The organism is Mesorhizobium sp. M1A.F.Ca.IN.022.06.1.1, from assembly GCF_003952605.1.
GTDB lineage: Bacteria > Pseudomonadota > Alphaproteobacteria > Rhizobiales > Rhizobiaceae > Mesorhizobium.
Map to the genome: position 1 here is coordinate 222,356 of NZ_CP034455.1, position 16,232 is coordinate 238,587.

General features: G+C 64.0%; 20 protein-coding genes. 4 read left to right on the forward strand and 16 right to left on the reverse strand.

Annotated elements, in window-relative coordinates; translation table 11 throughout:
• Window positions 1-159: 159 nt before the first annotated feature.
• A complete protein-coding gene (locus EJ078_RS01185) occupies window positions 160-426 on the reverse strand; it encodes a helix-turn-helix transcriptional regulator (RefSeq protein WP_067330074.1) in 267 nt (88 codons plus the stop codon).
• Window positions 427-729: 303 nt separating this feature from the next.
• Here EJ078_RS01185 and EJ078_RS01190 point away from each other — a divergent pair, with 303 nt between their 5' ends.
• From EJ078_RS01190 to EJ078_RS01200, 3 genes are all read left to right on the forward strand, one after another.
• Window positions 730-1,329: a hypothetical protein gene (locus EJ078_RS01190; RefSeq protein ID WP_067330070.1), complete on the forward strand. Its 600-nt coding sequence runs from the start codon at window positions 730-732 to the stop codon at window positions 1,327-1,329.
• Between the two features lie 228 nt (window positions 1,330-1,557).
• Complete coding sequence (locus tag EJ078_RS01195; RefSeq protein ID WP_082954114.1) at window positions 1,558-1,749, forward strand: hypothetical protein; 192 nt, start codon at window positions 1,558-1,560, stop codon at window positions 1,747-1,749.
• A gap of 403 nt (window positions 1,750-2,152) precedes the next feature.
• On the forward strand, window positions 2,153-2,413 hold the full coding sequence (locus EJ078_RS01200) for a hypothetical protein (RefSeq protein WP_067000787.1): 261 nt from the start codon (window positions 2,153-2,155) through the stop codon (window positions 2,411-2,413).
• A gap of 106 nt (window positions 2,414-2,519) precedes the next feature.
• On the opposite strand, the gene EJ078_RS01205 is transcribed toward EJ078_RS01200, so the two are convergent.
• The 7 genes from EJ078_RS01205 to EJ078_RS01235 form a co-directional block, all read right to left on the reverse strand.
• Window positions 2,520-2,822 carry a DUF883 family protein gene (locus EJ078_RS01205; RefSeq protein ID WP_095778647.1) on the reverse strand — a complete coding sequence of 101 codons (303 nt, stop codon included), beginning with the start codon at window positions 2,820-2,822 and terminating at the stop codon, window positions 2,520-2,522.
• A 105-nt stretch (window positions 2,823-2,927) separates the two neighbouring features.
• Window positions 2,928-3,467 carry a MerR family transcriptional regulator gene (locus EJ078_RS01210; RefSeq protein ID WP_067000781.1) on the reverse strand — a complete coding sequence of 180 codons (540 nt, stop codon included), beginning with the start codon at window positions 3,465-3,467 and terminating at the stop codon, window positions 2,928-2,930.
• Between the two features lie 125 nt (window positions 3,468-3,592).
• Window positions 3,593-3,916, reverse strand: a complete 324-nt coding sequence (locus EJ078_RS01215; RefSeq protein WP_067000778.1) for an integration host factor subunit alpha — start codon at window positions 3,914-3,916, stop codon at window positions 3,593-3,595.
• 102 nt (window positions 3,917-4,018) lie between these two features.
• Window positions 4,019-4,990, reverse strand: coding sequence for a beta-ketoacyl-ACP synthase III (locus EJ078_RS01220; RefSeq protein WP_095778646.1), 972 nt, complete (start codon window positions 4,988-4,990; stop codon window positions 4,019-4,021).
• Between the two features lie 9 nt (window positions 4,991-4,999).
• On the reverse strand, window positions 5,000-6,070 hold the full coding sequence (gene plsX / locus EJ078_RS01225; protein WP_127403915.1) for a phosphate acyltransferase PlsX: 1,071 nt from the start codon (window positions 6,068-6,070) through the stop codon (window positions 5,000-5,002).
• A 130-nt stretch (window positions 6,071-6,200) separates the two neighbouring features.
• Window positions 6,201-6,749: a DUF177 domain-containing protein gene (locus tag EJ078_RS01230; RefSeq protein ID WP_067000755.1), complete on the reverse strand. Its 549-nt coding sequence runs from the start codon at window positions 6,747-6,749 to the stop codon at window positions 6,201-6,203.
• Between the two features lie 11 nt (window positions 6,750-6,760).
• Window positions 6,761-7,303, reverse strand: a complete 543-nt coding sequence (locus EJ078_RS01235; RefSeq protein WP_127217045.1) for a ubiquinol-cytochrome C chaperone family protein — start codon at window positions 7,301-7,303, stop codon at window positions 6,761-6,763.
• A 117-nt stretch (window positions 7,304-7,420) separates the two neighbouring features.
• On the opposite strand from EJ078_RS01235, the gene EJ078_RS01240 reads away from it, so the two are divergent.
• Window positions 7,421-7,936 carry an outer membrane protein assembly factor BamE gene (locus EJ078_RS01240; RefSeq protein ID WP_067000750.1) on the forward strand — a complete coding sequence of 172 codons (516 nt, stop codon included), beginning with the start codon at window positions 7,421-7,423 and terminating at the stop codon, window positions 7,934-7,936.
• Window positions 7,937-8,075: 139 nt separating this feature from the next.
• Here EJ078_RS01240 and EJ078_RS01245 read toward each other — a convergent pair whose 3' ends face one another.
• The 8 genes from EJ078_RS01245 to EJ078_RS01280 all read right to left on the reverse strand — a co-directional run bounded on the left by EJ078_RS01245 (window position 8,076) and on the right by EJ078_RS01280 (window position 16,172).
• Window positions 8,076-10,217: a sodium-translocating pyrophosphatase gene (locus EJ078_RS01245; RefSeq protein WP_067330052.1), complete on the reverse strand. Its 2,142-nt coding sequence runs from the start codon at window positions 10,215-10,217 to the stop codon at window positions 8,076-8,078.
• A gap of 235 nt (window positions 10,218-10,452) precedes the next feature.
• The gene (locus tag EJ078_RS01250; protein WP_127403916.1) at window positions 10,453-11,673 is read right to left on the reverse strand and encodes an MFS transporter; all 1,221 of its coding nucleotides are present in this window, start codon (window positions 11,671-11,673) and stop codon (window positions 10,453-10,455) included.
• On the reverse strand, window positions 11,670-12,164 hold the full coding sequence (gene nusB, locus EJ078_RS01255; RefSeq protein WP_067000741.1) for a transcription antitermination factor NusB: 495 nt from the start codon (window positions 12,162-12,164) through the stop codon (window positions 11,670-11,672). The genes EJ078_RS01250 and nusB overlap by 4 nt, the downstream gene beginning before the upstream one ends.
• Window positions 12,161-12,655: a 6,7-dimethyl-8-ribityllumazine synthase gene (gene ribH / locus EJ078_RS01260; RefSeq protein WP_067000738.1), complete on the reverse strand. Its 495-nt coding sequence runs from the start codon at window positions 12,653-12,655 to the stop codon at window positions 12,161-12,163. Before ribH ends, nusB begins: the two co-directional genes overlap by 4 nt.
• Before the next feature lie 432 nt (window positions 12,656-13,087).
• Complete coding sequence (locus EJ078_RS01265) at window positions 13,088-13,705, reverse strand: riboflavin synthase (RefSeq protein ID WP_095801276.1); 618 nt, start codon at window positions 13,703-13,705, stop codon at window positions 13,088-13,090.
• 61 nt (window positions 13,706-13,766) lie between these two features.
• Window positions 13,767-14,894 carry a bifunctional diaminohydroxyphosphoribosylaminopyrimidine deaminase/5-amino-6-(5-phosphoribosylamino)uracil reductase RibD gene (ribD, locus tag EJ078_RS01270; RefSeq protein WP_164888332.1) on the reverse strand — a complete coding sequence of 376 codons (1,128 nt, stop codon included), beginning with the start codon at window positions 14,892-14,894 and terminating at the stop codon, window positions 13,767-13,769.
• 2 nt (window positions 14,895-14,896) lie between these two features.
• The gene (gene nrdR, locus EJ078_RS01275; protein WP_059184872.1) at window positions 14,897-15,376 is read right to left on the reverse strand and encodes a transcriptional regulator NrdR; all 480 of its coding nucleotides are present in this window, start codon (window positions 15,374-15,376) and stop codon (window positions 14,897-14,899) included.
• 217 nt (window positions 15,377-15,593) lie between these two features.
• A complete protein-coding gene (locus EJ078_RS01280) occupies window positions 15,594-16,172 on the reverse strand; it encodes a hypothetical protein (RefSeq protein WP_164747361.1) in 579 nt (192 codons plus the stop codon).
• Between the last annotated feature and the right edge of the window lie 60 nt (window positions 16,173-16,232).

Genomic DNA, 16,232 nt, shown 5'->3' on the forward strand with positions numbered 1-16,232 from the left:
GGCATGTTGGCCACTCGATGCCGCCGAATCGTGGCAGCGGCCGGGATTGCCGCATGGCGCGCTGGCAGTTGGCAAGGGCCAGGGGACCATCTGTGGAAGGCGCAAAAAGCCCGCCAGGGCGGGCCATGGCGGGCTTTTTTCGCGGACGCTTCGGCGTCTCTATTGCTGTGTGGGCCGATTCTCTTCGGTCGGCATCATGATCAATTCCTCTTCCGGCACTTGCAGCGCGGAAGCGATACGCCTGAGTTTGGCGGGGTCGGCATCCTTGCCGTCCTCGATGTCGACGATCTCGCCCACGGCCAGGCCGCAGGTCAAGGAAAGCTCCTCAATCGTATATCCCCTCGTTTCGCGGACGGCTTTCAGCGGATTGAGGCCGGACGCGGCAATGATGTTGTTGGAAACAGCGTTTCTTGCGGTGTTGGGCATGGCAACTCCTTGGGATGAAACAACACAGATGAAATGTGGCGTTGCCTGAGACGGGCGGGAGAATGGCCGTTAACGGATGATTTGCCAAGAGGCCGTTTTGGCCGTCACGCCATCGTGACCGTGGTCATCGGCTGGGAGCCGAGGACGCAGGCCACCGACATGTAAGGTGGCGCGAAGCCCAATCAAGATCTTTTGAAGCGCCGAAGGCCGCACCCGCCGGCATTTTGCCCACTCCGATTCGTTAGCTCTCGTCGCTTGCCGGAAGGCGGGCGACGCCAGCCCCTTTGAAGAGGATCGGATTCCATGAAACTGAAGCTATTCGCTATCGTACTCGGCATGATCTCAGGCTTTGCGGGCGCCGCTCAGGCGGACACCGTGCGCTTGCGCGGCACGGTGGTCGACCTCGCCGGTACGACGCTGAAGGTGAAAGCCCGCGACGGCAAGACCGATACGATCACCCTTTCCCCCGACTGGATGATCTCCGGTGTCGCCAAGGCGTCGGCCGCCGATATCAAACAGGGCGATTTCCTCGGCATCGCATCGGTGTCCAAGGCCGACGGCGGCAGCGGCGCGCTGGAAGTCGTGATCTTCCCGGCGGCGTTAAAGGGAACCGGAGAAGGCGACCGCGATTGGGATTTGCAGCCCAACAGCCGAATGACCAACGGCACTGTCGCCGACGTGACCGAGGTCAACGGCAGGACCGTGACGCTGACCTACAGCAATGGCCAGAAGAAAGAGATCGCCATCCCGCAATCGACGCCGATCGTGAAATTCGCGCCCGCTGCGCCTGCGGATCTCAAGCCAGGCATGACCGTGTTCGTCAGCGCCGAGCGCGGCAGCGGCGGCAAGCTCGTTTCGCGCCGGGTGGTGGTCGGCAATCATGGCGTGGCGCCGCCGATGTGAGGCGCGCAGCTGACGCATCAGGCTCGAAAAGCATGATGTCGAGCCGTCCATGCGCGCCCGCAAGGGCGCGCGGCGCGATCGTGGTTCGCCAGAAACAATCCAGAAACAAAAATCTACAGTCCGGAAAAAGTGTCGAAAAAATCCAGGAGGATAGTGCCGATCGCGGGGCTTGGGTCACCGATTTGGTCCGGTGAACTCCGGAACGCCCGCGTAAAAGGAAACGAAATCATGAAGAAGTCCCTCCTCTCCGCGCTCGGGCTGGCTCTGGCCCTGGCATTCACCATGCCGATCCTCGGCACGACCAGCGCCGATGCGGCCCCGGTGGTAAAGCACCACCACCACAAGCATCATCGCCGGCACCACCATCACCACCACCACCATCATCACCACCATAAGAAGGTGGTTGAGAAGAAGGCCTGATCCTTCCCACATGCCGATGGGAAGACAGGCCTTCATTGTATGGTCGCGCAAGTCTTCCCATCGGAATTTTTCGCTTCGTGGGACAAGCCTCTCCTTTGAGCACCCGCTGTCCCCTGATGAGCGCAGCCGGGTTCGATCGCTTGTCAAGCGGTCCCGACCTCTTGCCGCATCAAGTCGCCACTGCCCAACGAGCGCTTAGCGCTGCTGGCAGATCCGGCACCTACGGTAATCCCTGAACCCTGACACCTTCACAGCAATGCTCGCCAGGCGACAAAAATCGCGCGGGCCATGAACCTTTCCATTGGAGGCGCGCACCAAGCGTCATGGACGCCACCAAGGCGTTCCTCAACCCGACCGGGACGCCAGAAAGCGCTCCCAGCAACCAATGGAAGGAAATGCTCAAATGACCAACTTCAAGCGTATCTCGCTCGCCGCCGCCTTCGTCGTCTCGGCTTTCGGCTCGGTTTCCGCGCCGGCCTTTGCCGGCACGCATCCGACCGGCGACGGCGGCGCGGTCTGCAAAGGCTCCGGCTCCTGTCTGGTGCTGCAGCTCGACTGTAAGGGCACCTACACCGACGCCACCGATAAGAACGGCACCGTCTACGGCAAATGCAGCCAGGTCATGAAGGTCGATCCTAAGAGCCGGATCAAGCTCGCGAACTGATCGAAGCCGAAGCCCACTCCATCCCGATTTCATCCGGTTGGGGCTCTCGTGCTGACGGAATGGCGGCCGGCGCGAACGGTCGCCATTTCTGTTTCGCAGCCCGGAGTCAGCGCCGGCTGATCAGAAGGCCGGCAAGCAGGCCGACCACGACCAGTCCGACGGCGGCCACGGTGGCCGGATGCTCGCGCGCAGTGTGCTCGAGCGCCCTGCCCCGGCGCCTGATTGCCGGCAGCGCTTCGTGAAAGCGGTCGGCGAGCTGCGAATAATAATCGGACGCCGCCTCGCGGCCGTCCTCGTAATAGGTGTCGCCGCGTTTGGCCAAGGCTTTCCTGACATCGTCAAGTTGACGCGAGAGCGCCGCGACCTGCCTGTCCAGATCGAGATCGGAAAGGGTCGAAAACCACGCCATGCCTGATGTCCTTCTCTTGCACAGAAGGGCTAACGCATGGATGCGACAGCAGTTCCGGCTGTCAGGGACGCCGGCCGTCCAAGCCGCGGGAGCGGCAACCGAAGCTCAACGCACCTGGTCGAGCAGGCGCTTGCACTCCAGAAGGTCGAAGAGCGCCTCCTGCAGCAAGGCCCGGTTGTCGCGCGACAATTTCGAGGAGTCCGGCTGCACGGGACCTTCGTCGTCTCCCTTGCCAAGGCCGAAGAAACGGCGGCTGGGCTTCACCTTGGGCTGACCGACCAGCGCATCCTCGTCGCCGCGCGGCTGGGCAGCCGCGGTCAGCGGCACTTGCTCGGCCTGGCGGCGCTGCGCGATCGCCTCGACGGCTGCCATGTCGCCATTGCCGATCGCGACCAGGAAATGGTTGCCGTTCTCGCGCAACAGCTTCTGCACGCCTTTGATCGTATAGCCCTGATCATAAAGCATGTGCCGGATGCCCTTGATCAGTTCGACATCCTGCGGCCGGTAGTAACGGCGGCCGCCACCACGCTTCATCGGCTTGATCTGGTTGAAACGGGTTTCCCAGAAACGCAGCACGTGCTGCGGCAGGTCGAGATCTTCCGCAACCTCGCTGATGGTACGGAAAGCATCGGGGCTCTTGTCCATGGGCGAATCCTCACGCTGGACCGCAATCCGGAGTTGATCCGAATCGCACCTTATTTCAGCGGTTTATGAAGCGATATTCAAGCCCGGCGTCAAAGGGGCCGCGGTTTTCAACCGGCATTCGAGGGTTACTTGACGCCCTTGGCCTTGCTGTTCTGGTGCGAACGCAAGATGCGGTTCTTCAGCACGTTCGAGGATTTGAAGGTCATCACGCGGCGCGGCAGGATCGGCACTTCTTCGCCGGTTTTGGGATTGCGGCCGATGCGCTCATTCTTGGAGCGGACATGGAAAGTCGCGAAGGAAGACAGCTTCACCGTCTCGCCGCGAACGATGGCTTCGCAAATCTCATCCAGGACGGCCTCGACCAGCTCGGCCGATTCAGTTCGCGACAAACCAACCTTGCGGTAAACGGCTTCGGCTAGGTCGGCACGCGTCAGTGTCTTTCCCCCCATGCGACCGTCCCATCAGCTCAAAAACATAAATCGATACAGGCAGCGGCAGAGCGTAAGTAATTGATCCGGCAAGGTCAAGGACCGAACCCACGCGCTCGGCACTTACCAGCGCAGCAACACCGCGCCCCAGGTAAAACCCCCGCCCATCGCCTCAAGCAGAACAAGGTCGCCCTTCTTGATGCGGCCGTCGGCGACGGCCACCGACAAAGCGAGCGGCACGGAGGCAGCCGAGGTATTACCGTGCAAATCGACGGTGACCACGACTTTCTCTTCGGCTATCCCGAGCTTCTTGGCGGAAGCGTCAATGATCCGTTTATTGGCCTGATGCGGCACGAACCAGTCGAGGTCTTCCGCCGTGATGCCGGCCTCGGCGAAAGTGGCCTCGATCACGTCGGTGATCATGCCGACCGCGTGCTTGAAGACCTCGCGGCCTTCCATCCTGAGATGGCCGACCGTTCCCGTGGTGGACGGGCCGCCGTCGACGAAGAGTTTTTCCTTGTGGACGCCATCCGAACGCAGGCTGGCGGCCAGCACGCCGCGATCGGCGATGTTGCCAGCCCCTTTCGCCGCTTCGAGCACCACGGCGCCGGCGCCATCGCCAAACAGCACGCAGGTCGAGCGGTCGCTCCAGTCGAGGATGCGCGAGAAGGTTTCGGAGCCGATCACCAGGACGCGTTTTGCCAGCCCGCCGCGGATATAGAGATCGGCGGTGGCGACCGCATAGACGAAGCCGGAACACACGGCCTGCATGTCGAAGGCGAAGCCGTGATGCATGCCGAGGCGGTTCTGGATTTCGACAGCCGTCGCCGGGAACGTGTTATTGGGCGTCGAGGTCGCCAGCACGATCAGGTCGATATCCGCTGGCGTCAGGCCGGCGCTGTCGAGCGCGGCGCGCGCCGCCGCCTCGCCCAGCGAGGCCGTCGTCTCGTCATCGGCCGCGACGTGGCGCTGGCGAATGCCGGTGCGCTGGACGATCCACTCGTCGGAGGTCTCGACCATGCCTTCGAAATCGGCATTCTTCATGATGCGGCGGGGCAGCGCGGCACCGTTGCCGCGCACAACTGATCTGATCAAGGTTCGTTCCTATTCCTCGGCCTCGACGGCGACGCCGGATTTCCTGTTTGCCTGGGCAGTCGGATTGCGCGCATGGAACAGATCGAGATCGGCCTCGATCCGGTCAAGCAGATTGTTGCGCACCATGTCGTAGCCGAGCTCGATCGCCGCGGCAAAGCCATCCGAATCGGCACCGCCATGGCTCTTCACCACAATGCCGTTCAGGCCCAGAAAGACGCCGCCATTGGAGCGGCCGACATCCATCTTTTCGCGCAGCCGGTCGAAGGCACCTTTGGCAAACACGTAGCCGATCCTGGCCATCAGCGTGCGGCTCATGGCGGCCCGCAAATAGCCCGCGATCTGCCTTGCCGTGCCCTCGGCCGTCTTGAGCGCTATGTTGCCGGCAAAGCCCTCGGTGACGACCACGTCGACCGTTCCCTTGCCGATGTCGTCGCCCTCGACGAAGCCGCGATAGTTCATCGAGGCCATGTTGGCCTCGCGCAGCATGCCCCCGGCCTCCTTGACTTCCTCCTGGCCCTTGATCTCCTCGACGCCGACATTGAGCAGGCCGACGCTCGGCCGCTCGATACCGAACACCGAGCGCGCCATTCCGGTGCCCAAGATGGCGAAATCGACGAGCTGATGCGCATCCGCACCGATGGTGGCGCCGACATCGAGCACCACGCTCTCGCCGCGCGTCGTCGGCCAAAGCGCCGCGATCGCCGGGCGGTCGATGGTGGCCATGGTGCGCAGGCAGAATTTCGACATCGCCATCAACGCGCCGGTGTTGCCGGCCGAGATGCAGGCCTGCGCGGCGCCGTTCTTCACCGCCTCGACCGCTTTCCACATCGACGATTTCCAGCGGCCGTGGCGCAGCGCCTGGCTCGGCTTGTCGTCCATCCTGACAGCGATCTCGCAATGGACGAACTCGCTCACCTCGGCGAGCTTGGGAAACTTGGCCAGTTCGGGACGCACAGCGTCCTCGCGGCCATAGATGACGAAACGGATGTCAGGGCGGCGGATGGCGACCGTCATCAGCGCGGGGATGACGACGCCTGGTCCGTGATCCCCGCCCATGGCATCGATGGAAATCCTGATCACGCGGTGTTTTTCTCACGGTTTGCCTGGCTAGCGGCGGGCGCCTGCCGAGGTAAGGGGGCTCGCGAAGGTTCGGCGAAAATAGCGGTTTTGGGCTGCCGCACAACCAACTTTTCCAAAATCCAGGCCGCCTTCAGGATTTTCCGAGCAGCGAGCGCAGCTTTTTCTGGAATTCGCTTTCCTCGGGCTGATCGTCACCCGCGCCCTCGAGCGAGGCGCCGGGCTTGCGCGGATAAGGGTCGATCGCCAGGCCGAAAAATTGCTCGGCGAGCGCCCCGACATCGATAGTGTCGCCGGAAAAAGTTTCCGGGCTGTCGGGTCCGTCGGCGTCGAGAACGATCTCGCCGCCGCCGTCGAAGCCTTCGCGTCCGAGTTTCGACTGCTCCGGCAAGAACAGCGCCTCGACGGGCTCGTCGATGTGAGCCGCAACCGGATCGAGTGTGACGATGCAGGCCTGGGTGATGTCGGCTTCGACGCGGCCGCTGACCTTGACGCCGTTGCGTTTCCAGGACGCCACCAAGAGCTCGGCGCGGTAGCTTTCGACGGAAAGCAGGTCATGTTCGGCGGCAAGCGCAGTGCGCTGCCTTTCGTCGGCCTCGATTGCAACCGGCAAACCCTTTTGCGGCAGGCGGGCGACATTGGCGACAAAGGATACGGGGCTCTGCGGTTCGGCGTGCTTCATTCTCGCCTCCTTCAGGTGGCTCCGGCGGCCTGGAACGCGACGGCGCCGGCCATGATCGATTCGGTCGGCTGAGCGGCAAGCTGCCCGGTCGCCGCGCTAACATAATTCGCCAGCAGCGACGCCTCAGGCCATTCGCCGGCATCGGGCCTGACATTGCGGGCGAGCGCCACGGCAAGCGCCGCGCCGTCGTCGTCCCGCAAGGCTTCGTCGTAGGCCGCAGTGCGCCCATAGAACATCTTTGCCAGCTTCTTCATGCGCTTCGGCACGCCGACATCGCTGATGCCGAGTTCCCTCAGCGAATGGTCGACATCGAGGAAGAACTCGTCAATCAGCACCTGAGCGATCTCGGCCGCAGCCCCGCCCTCGCCGCGCAGCCGGTGCTGGATCAGGTACATATGGAGCGACAGCATCTCGAAGCGGCCGAGCGGCGTATCCGGCACATTCCAGTCGGAATAAAACACCGTTTGCCGCGCCGCCGCCACGATTTGTGCGTAGAGCGCCTCGGTGATGGCGCGGTTGGCGTGACGTTCGCGACCAAAAAGGCGCTGGAACATTGAGGGTGGTCTCCCGGGGACCTTTTGTTTGATTTGGCCTTGTTGCATCGGCATGCAAGCTGGTTTACCGGTTTTGCGGCCCAGCGCAAGCTGCGGGGATGTGATGGAGAATTGTTGTTGGGTGCGCTGAAATTCAAGTCGTTTTTCATGCCTGTGCGGGCGGGCGTGGCCACTCTGCTGGTGGCGGTATCCGCGCTTTCCGCCTGCAATTCGTCCAAGATGTTCGGTGATCTGCGTCCGAGCGAGACGCTGACGAAAGGCTACGTCATCGACCAGGCGGCGATCGACTCGGTGCCGGTCGGATCGAGTCGCGAGCAGGTTCTTCTTGCGCTGGGCACGCCGTCGACGACGGCGACCTTCGACAACGAGGCGTTCTATTATATCTCGCAGACGCGCAAGCGCTACGTCGCCTTCGACAACCCGCGCATCGTCGACCAGCACGTGCTGGCGGTCTATTTCGGCGCCGACGGCCGCGTCACCCAGATCGCCAATTACGGCCTGAAGGACGGCAAGGTCTTCGACTTCATCTCGAGGACGACGCCGACGGGCGGCAAGGACCAGAACTTCCTCAGCCAGATCATCAACGGCGCCAGCAAGCTGGCGCCCGGGATCCCGGGCGGCGGCACCCCCTGAGTTCGCTGTCAGCGACGTCCACGGACCAAGACCCGCCGAATCCGCTTCGGCGGGTTTTTTGTTTCGCCGAAACGGCTTGGCCGTAAACAAAACCCGCGGGATCGCTCCCGCGGGTCACTTGGTGCAGAAAGAATGTGGCTCAGCCGTGCGCGAGCACGGCCAGGAGCAGCAGCGCCACGATATTGGTGATCTTGATCGCCGGATTGACCGCCGGGCCGGCGGTGTCCTTGTAGGGATCGCCGACGGTGTCGCCGGTGACCGAGGCCTTATGCGCCTCGGAGCCCTTCAGGTGCTTGACGCCATTCTTGTCGGTAAAGCCGTCCTCGAACGACTTCTTGGCGTTGTCCCAGGCGCCGCCGCCGGAGGTCATCGAGACGGCGACGAAGAGGCCGTTGACGATGACGCCGAGCAGCGAGGCGCCAAGGGCCGCGAAGGCCGAGGCCTTCGAGCCCGAGATCAGGAGCACGCCGAAATAGACGACGAGCGGCGCCAGCACCGGCAGCAGCGACGGTATGATCATTTCCCGGATCGCTGCCCGGGTCAGCAGGTCGACGGCGCGCGCGTAGTTCGGTTTCGAGGTCCCGGCCATGATGCCCTTGTCCTCGCGGAACTGCTTGCGCACTTCCTCGACGATCGAGCCCGCCGCGCGGCCGACAGCGGTCATGGCGATGCCGCCGAACAGATACGGAATGAGGCCGCCGAAGATCAGGCCGGCAACGACATACGGGTTGGAGAGGTCGAAGGAGATCTCGCCCATGCCCTGGAAGTACGGGTACTTGTCGCCATTGGCGGCAAAGAACCTGAGGTCGTTCGAATAGGCCGCGAACAACACCAGCGCGCCGAGGCCGGCGGAGCCGATGGCATAGCCCTTGGTCACGGCCTTGGTGGTGTTGCCGACCGCGTCGAGCGCGTCGGTGGAGTGGCGCACTTCCTTGGGCAGGCCCGACATTTCGGCGATGCCGCCGGCATTGTCGGTGACCGGGCCGAAGGCGTCGAGCGCCACGATCATGCCGGCGAGCCCGAGCATGGTGGTGACGGCGATCGCCGTTCCGAACAGGCCGCCAAGCTGGTAGGTGGCGATGATGCCGCCGACGATGACGATGGCCGGCAGCGCCGTCGATTCCAAGGAGACCGCGAGGCCCTGGATGACGTTGGTGCCGTGGCCGGTCACCGAGGCCTGGGCGATCGAATTCACCGGGCGCTTGTTGGTGCCGGTGTAGTATTCGGTGATCACCACGATGAGGCCGGTCACCAGAAGACCGATCAGGCCGCAGATGAACAGGTTCTTGCCGGTGATGACGATGCCGGCGACGGTGCCGACCTCACCCCAACCGAGCGTCGCCGAAGTGGCGACGGCCAGGCCGACGATCGACAGCAGGCCGGTGACGATCAGGCCCTTGTAGAGCGCGCCCATGATCGAGCCGTTGGAACCGAGCTTGACGAAGAAGGTGCCGACGATCGAGGTCAGGATGCAGGCGCCGCAAATGGCGAGCGGATAGAGCATGGCGGCGCCCAGCACCGCCGTGCCGCCGAAGAAGATTGCGGCCAGAACCATGGTGGCGACGACCGTCACCGCATAGGTCTCGAACAGGTCGGCGGCCATGCCGGCGCAGTCGCCGACATTGTCGCCGACGTTGTCGGCGATGGTGGCCGGGTTGCGCGGATCGTCCTCCGGAATGCCGGCTTCCACCTTGCCGACGAGGTCGCCGCCGACGTCGGCGCCCTTGGTGAAGATGCCGCCGCCGAGACGGGCGAAGATCGAGATCAGCGAGGCCCCGAAGCCGAGCGAGACCAGCGCGTCGATGACGATGCGGTCGTTTGGCTGCAGGCCCATCGGGCCGGTCAGGATGAGGTAGTAGATGGAGACGCCGAGCAGCGCCAGGCCCGCCACCAGCAGGCCGGTGATGGCGCCCGACTTGAAGGCGATGTCGAGGCCGGCGGCGAGGCTGTTGGAAGCAGCCTGCGCGGTGCGGACATTGGCGCGCACCGAGACATGCATGCCGATGAAGCCGGCAGCGCCCGAAAGCACCGCGCCGATCAGGAAGCCGATCGCGGACGTGATGGAGAGCAGCCACCAGGCGAGAAGAAGCACGACGATGCCGACGACGGCGATGGTGGTGTACTGGCGCGCCAGATAGGCTTGAGCACCTTCGCGAATGGCGGCGGAGATTTCCTGCATGCGCTGGTTGCCCTGATCGGACGCCAGGACCGATCGTGTCGCCCAGATGGCGTACAGGACTGACAGCAAGCCGCAGGCGATGACGGCGGTAATGATGGTCATTGCCGAATTTTCCTCGATTGATGGCCCAGAAGAACCCCTCCCTGGGCCGTTGGGACGGAGATGAACGCCGCACGCGGAATCCACCCCTTGGCTAAGGTGTATGCGAAACAGGGCTGGGAACGTCAAGATATTGTTCGGTTTTTGCCCGGCTTTCGCCGGAAAGACGAACGCCGCGACTCACCGGCAGGGGCCGCCGTGCATTTAGATCGATTGCGCACCGGCAAACGGCGCAATGTCAGTTGGCGCGGCGCAAGCCCGGCAGCTTCAGGGTGCCGAGCGCCAGGAAGCAGAGCACAACGACCGGGAACACGATCCAGTTCAGCATGGTCCAGCCCCAGGCATTGTAGACCGCGCCCGACATCAGCGAGGCGAAGGCGACGGAGCCGAACAGGACGAAGTCATGGAAGCCCTGCACCTTGCCTTTTTCGGATGGATGGTAGCTCGCGGCGACCATGGCGGTCGCGCCGATGAAACCGAAATTCCAGCCGAGGCCGAGCAGGATCAGCGCGGTCCAGAACTGCCATAGCGCAAGGCCTGAGAGCGCCACCACTGCGCAGGCGATGAGCAGCACCAACCCAATAGCGACGATGCGCTCGGCGCCGAAGCGGTGGATCAGCGAACCGGTGAAGAAGCTCGGCCCGAACATCGCCATAACGTGCCAGGAGATGCCAAGCGTGGCATCGTCGGTCGAAAGACCGCAGCCGACCATGGCGAGCGGCGCGCCGGTCATGACGAAGCTCATGAGCGCATAGCTGCCTACGGCACAGAACAGCGCCGCGACGAAACGCGGTTGGGTGGCGATCTCGACCAGCGGACGTGCGTCGCTTGCGGCGGCTTCGGCGGCGCTGCTCGTCCGCCTGGACGTATGCAGGAAGGAAAGGATAATCGCGCCTATGGCGGCCAGCACCAGGATGGAGGCGAAGGATCCGGCAAACATCACCGGCGCCAGAAGGTGGCCGGTGTAGATGACGATCTGAGGCCCGAGGATGGCGGTGACGATGCCGCCAGCCAGCACGAAGGAGATGGCGCGCGCCTTGAATTGCGGCGGCGCGTTGTCGGCGGCGGCGAAGCGGAACTGCTGCACGAAGGCGCCGCCGACACCGATCACGCCCAGGCCAAAGGCGAACAGCCAGAAGCTCGCCTGAAAGAGCGCGAGCGTCGCGATCAGCCCACCGAGGGCAGTGACGATGGTGCCGATCATGAAGCCGCCGCGATGGCCGAGCCGGCGGATGATGGCGGCCGCCGGCAGGGCGCCGAGCGCAACGCCGAGGTTGAAGCCGGTGACCGGCGCCGTCGCCAGAGATTTGTCTTGGCCGAGCAGGTATTGGCCGGCAAGCGCGCCGATCGAAATGGCGATCGGCGCGGCGGAACCGACGATCGCCTGCGCGGCCGCGAGGAGCACTGCCGTGCGGCGCGCTTCCCTGCCGGCGTCAGCGACGACTGCCGTGGCGGTCACGATGCGTCCTTGCCGCGACCCTCGCCACGTACCCGGCGCGAGACACGGTCGAGCAGGGCATTGACCAGCTTCGGCTCGTCTTCCTCGTAGAAGGCCTTGGCGATGTCGACATATTCCGACACGATCACGGCCACCGGCACGTCCTCGCGCTTCATCAGCTCATAGACGCCGGCGCGCAGGATGGCGCGCAGCGTCGAGTCCAGCCGCGACAGCGGCCAGTCGTCGGTCAGCGCCTGGCGGATGATCGGATCGATGGTCTTCTGGTTCTCGACGACGCCGGTCAGGATGGCGCGGAACCATTGCGCGTCGGCCTCGCGATAGAGCGCGCCGTCGACTTCCTTGCCGAGGCGGAAGGCCTCGTATTCGGCGGTGATCTCGAAAACACCGCTGCCGGCCACGTCCATCTGATAGAGCGCCTGGACGGCGGCAAGACGGGCGGCACCGCGCTTGTTGGCGTGGCGCGCCGCACCGGTCTGGGCAGGATCGCTCACGATTGGGCTCCGAATTTCTCTTTGAGCGCGATCATGGTCAGCGCCGCGCGGGCGGCAAAGCCGCCCTTGTCGCCTTCGGTGCGCTTGGCCCGCGTCCAGGCCTGCGCATCGTTTTCGGTGGTCAGGATGCCGTTGCCGATCGCGACCGCTTCCTGCACGGAAAGATCCATCAGCGCACGGCTCGATTCATTGGCGACGATGTCGAAATGATAGGTGTCGCCACGGATGATGGTGCCGAGCGCGACGAAGCCGTCATAGTGTACGCCGCCCTCGCCGGCACCGTCCAGCGCGAAGGTGATGACGGCCGGAATTTCGAGCGAGCCAGGAACAGTCACGACGTCATAAGTGGCGCCGGCCTCGTCCAGCGCGCTGGTCGCGCCTTCGAGCAGCGCGTCGGCGAGGTCGTCGTGGAAACGCGCCTCGACGATAAGCAGATGCGCCTTCGCCTGCGGACGAATGAACGCTTTGCCGTGTTGGGATATGCCTGCCATAAACGTCTCCGGGGGGTTGCCGGTGACTTAGGCCGAAGCCGGATCGATCGCAAGCACAAGATTGCCGCCCGACACAGCATCTCCCGACAAGGTCCGGATCCCAAGCCGCGCGATCTTCCGGGGCTTTCTTCAGCTAGCGGGCAAAGCCTCGATGTTCGAGATCGATGCTCGAGGGCCGATCACCCGCTCAAGCTTCAGTCCGACGCCTTCGAACAGGCGGGCATATTGTGCCCGCGTCCGCTCGAGGCCGCCTGTAACCGCCAGCCTGACCACATCGATGAATTTGATCTGATCGGGCTCGTTGTTCTTTGATCACTTAGACGTTGCCAGCCGGGGCGCCGCAGATCGCGTGAGCAGAAGGGAAGCTGAGGCGCCGGCGCGACGTGGCGCCTCAGCGATCCGCGCCGCCTCCCCGGAACCGGTCGGTTTCGCTCAAAGCCCCTGTTTCGCCGCCTCGGCGAGGCGCGCGGCATACCGGGCCATGGTATCGATCTCGATGTTGACGCGGTCGCCAGCCTGGCGCTCGCCCCAGGTAGTGACGCTCAGCGAGTGCTGGATCAGAAGCACATCGAAGCGCGTAGCTTCGACCTTGTTGACGGTAAGCGAGGTGCCGTCGAGCGCGACGGAGCCTTTCGGCGCGATGAACTTCGCTAGGTGACGCGGCGCCTCCAGCGTGAAGCGCACGGCATCGCCCTCTTCCCTGCGCTCCACGATTTCCGCCGTGCCGTCGACATGGCCGGAGACGATATGGCCGCCGAGCTCGTCGCCGATCTTCAGCGCCCGTTCGAGATTGATCCTGGTGCCCGATTTCCAACCGGATGCAGTCGTCAGCCTGAGCGCCTCTTCCCAGGCTTCGACCTCAAACCAGCGCGCGTTCGAGCCGTTTTCGGGCAGCGCCGTTACGGTCAGGCAGACGCCGCCGCAGGAAATCGAAGCGCCGATCGCGATCGTTTCCGGGTCATAGGCCGTGTCGATGCGCAGGCCGACGCCTTCGCTGAGCGGCTTCACCGAAGCGACAGTGCCGACATCCGTAACGATTCCCGTAAACATCAGATCGTGTCTTCCAGTTTGACCATGCTCTTATCCGAAAACCATTTCCCACTTTTTGGGATCATGGTCTTACCCACTCGGCATAGCTGTCCTCGCCGAAGCGCATCTCACGCAATTTGCGGAATCCCGGCGGGATATGCGCAGCGTCGATCGGCGAGGCGATACCATCCTCGCCGATCGCCTCCGGTCCCTGGAACAGGACGATGCGGTCAACGAGGTCTTCCGCCAGGAAGGCCTCGGCTACCTTGGCGCCGCCTTCGACCAGCACGCTCGCCATGCCGAGGGCTGCAATATCCTCGAGCAGTTCCGGCAGGGCTACTTCGCTCTCGTAAGTTTCAGTGCCCATGAAGTGCACGCCCGCGCGTTCGAGCGCAGCCCGCCGCTGCGGGTCGGCCTCGGCGCATGCCGCGACATAGAGCGGGACACGATCCACCCCGGAAACGAGCTTCGACGACTCCGGCAGCCGGATCTGGCGATCGAGGATGATGCGAGCCGGGGAGCGGTTCTCCAACCCCGGCAGGCGCACGGTCAGCGCCGGGTCGTCCTCCAGCGCAGTGCCGATGCCGACGAGGATAGCGTCGGCCTCCGCGCGCATAAGATAGACTTCGCGCCTGGCGATCTCACCCGTGATGGCGACCTGGCCGGCGCCTTTGCGGCCGATCTTGCCGTCGCTCGAAAGCGCAAGCTTCAGCGTCACTTCGGGACGTTTCTTCAAAGATCGAATCAGATAGCCGGCCATCTGCTCGGCGGCCTCTGTGGCGAGCACCTTCTCCACGACCTCGATGCCGGCGGCGCGCAGCATGGCGTAACCCTTGCCGGAAACGCGCGGATCGGGATCGCTTGCCGCGCCGACGACGCGCGCAATGCCGGCATTGACCAGCGCGGCGGCGCAAGGCGGCGTGCGGCCGTGATGGGCGCAGGGCTCAAGCGTCACATAGGCGGTGGCGCCGCGGGCCAGTTCGCCGGCCTCGGCCAGCGCCTCGGTCTCGGCGTGCGGCCGGCCGCCGACAGCAGTGACGCCGGTGCCGACGATCATCGGGCCGGCGCCGTCGTCGCGCACGATGATGGTGCCGACGGAAGGGTTGGTCGCGGTGCGGCCGGCATTGCGGCGCGACAGCCGGATGGCCGCCGCCATGAAACGGCGATCAAGGGCTGCTTGCTCGGCCCCGCCCAATTGAGCTTTCGCCATGATCAGCCGGCGTCCTCTTCGGTCTTTTCTTCGTCGCCCTTCAGTTCGCCCAGCAACTCGTGGAAATCCTTGGCTTCACGGAAATTGCGATAGACCGAAGCGAAGCGGACATAGGCGACGTCGTCGAGCGATTTCAGCGCCTCCATGACGAGCCGACCGACCTCGCCGGAGGCCACTTCCGTCTCGCCGGAGCTTTCGAGCTGGCGCACGATGCCGGTCACGGCGCGATCGATCCGCTCGGGGTCGACATTGCGCTTGCGCACCGCGATCTCGACCGAGCGCAGCAGCTTGTCGCGGTCGAACGGCACCTTGCGGCCGGACTTCTTGATGACGACGAGATCGCGCAGTTGCACGCGCTCGAAGGTGGTGAAGCGGCCGCCGCAGTCCGGACAGACGCGGCGCCTGCGGATCGCCGCGCCATCCTCGGCGGGACGCGAATCCTTCACCTGCGTATCTTCGGACTGGCAATAGGGGCAGCGCATGGAGAGCCTTGGGTTTGCGATTCAGAGCATGATCCCGAAAAGTTGCAGACTCTTCGGAGAAGATCATGCTTCAAAAACAAAATCTTAGAGCGAGATGGAGATTCAAGGAAGCGTCATCTCGCTCTGGTGAGCGGAAGGCTTGGAGCCTTTCATTTCTCAGAGATAGCGAGGCGCGAGAAAGATTGCCAGCGCCCTGCCCCTGTCGTGCCCGGTCGGTTCAGGGCGCGACGTCCTTGGTCGGGAATCCGCAGGACGTGCCGAGGTTGCGGTAGGCCTTGGTGAAGCCGTCCATCGGAATGCTGGCCACGGTCTGCTTGCCAAAAACAACATCGAGCGAGGTGACTTTGCGCATGGCGCGCAGCAGAGCGAGACTTGTCTTCGCCTGGTTGTCGACCGTCCAGCTGGGACGACCGCCGACGGCATTCGAATAGACTTTCGCGGAAACCTTGATGCCGGGGTCGCCGAAGGTCGCCGCGATGTCCTTGCCGGTCGGCAGGTCCTTGTTGTCGACGGCGATCATGATGGCGGGATAGGCATCCGGCGGCAGCGCGTCGCCGGTCGAGATCGACAGCGTTAGCGTGCCAGCATTGCCGATGCCGTCGACGAAAGCTGCGGAGGCCGCGCAGGTCTTGTGTGCATCCTGCCCGATGTCGAGCGTGTCGATGATCGTGGTCCATCTGCCGAAGGTATTTGTGGCCGGTTCTGGCTGCGCCTGCTCCTGCCCGGCCGCGCCGGACACGGCGAAACCGGCCAGCGAGCCGACCAGGGCCAAGGCGGCAAGATGGAAAATGCGCATCATCAAGTCTCCAGTTCGCGACGCCGCCCAATCAGGACGGCGCACTGCCGGCGGATAAAA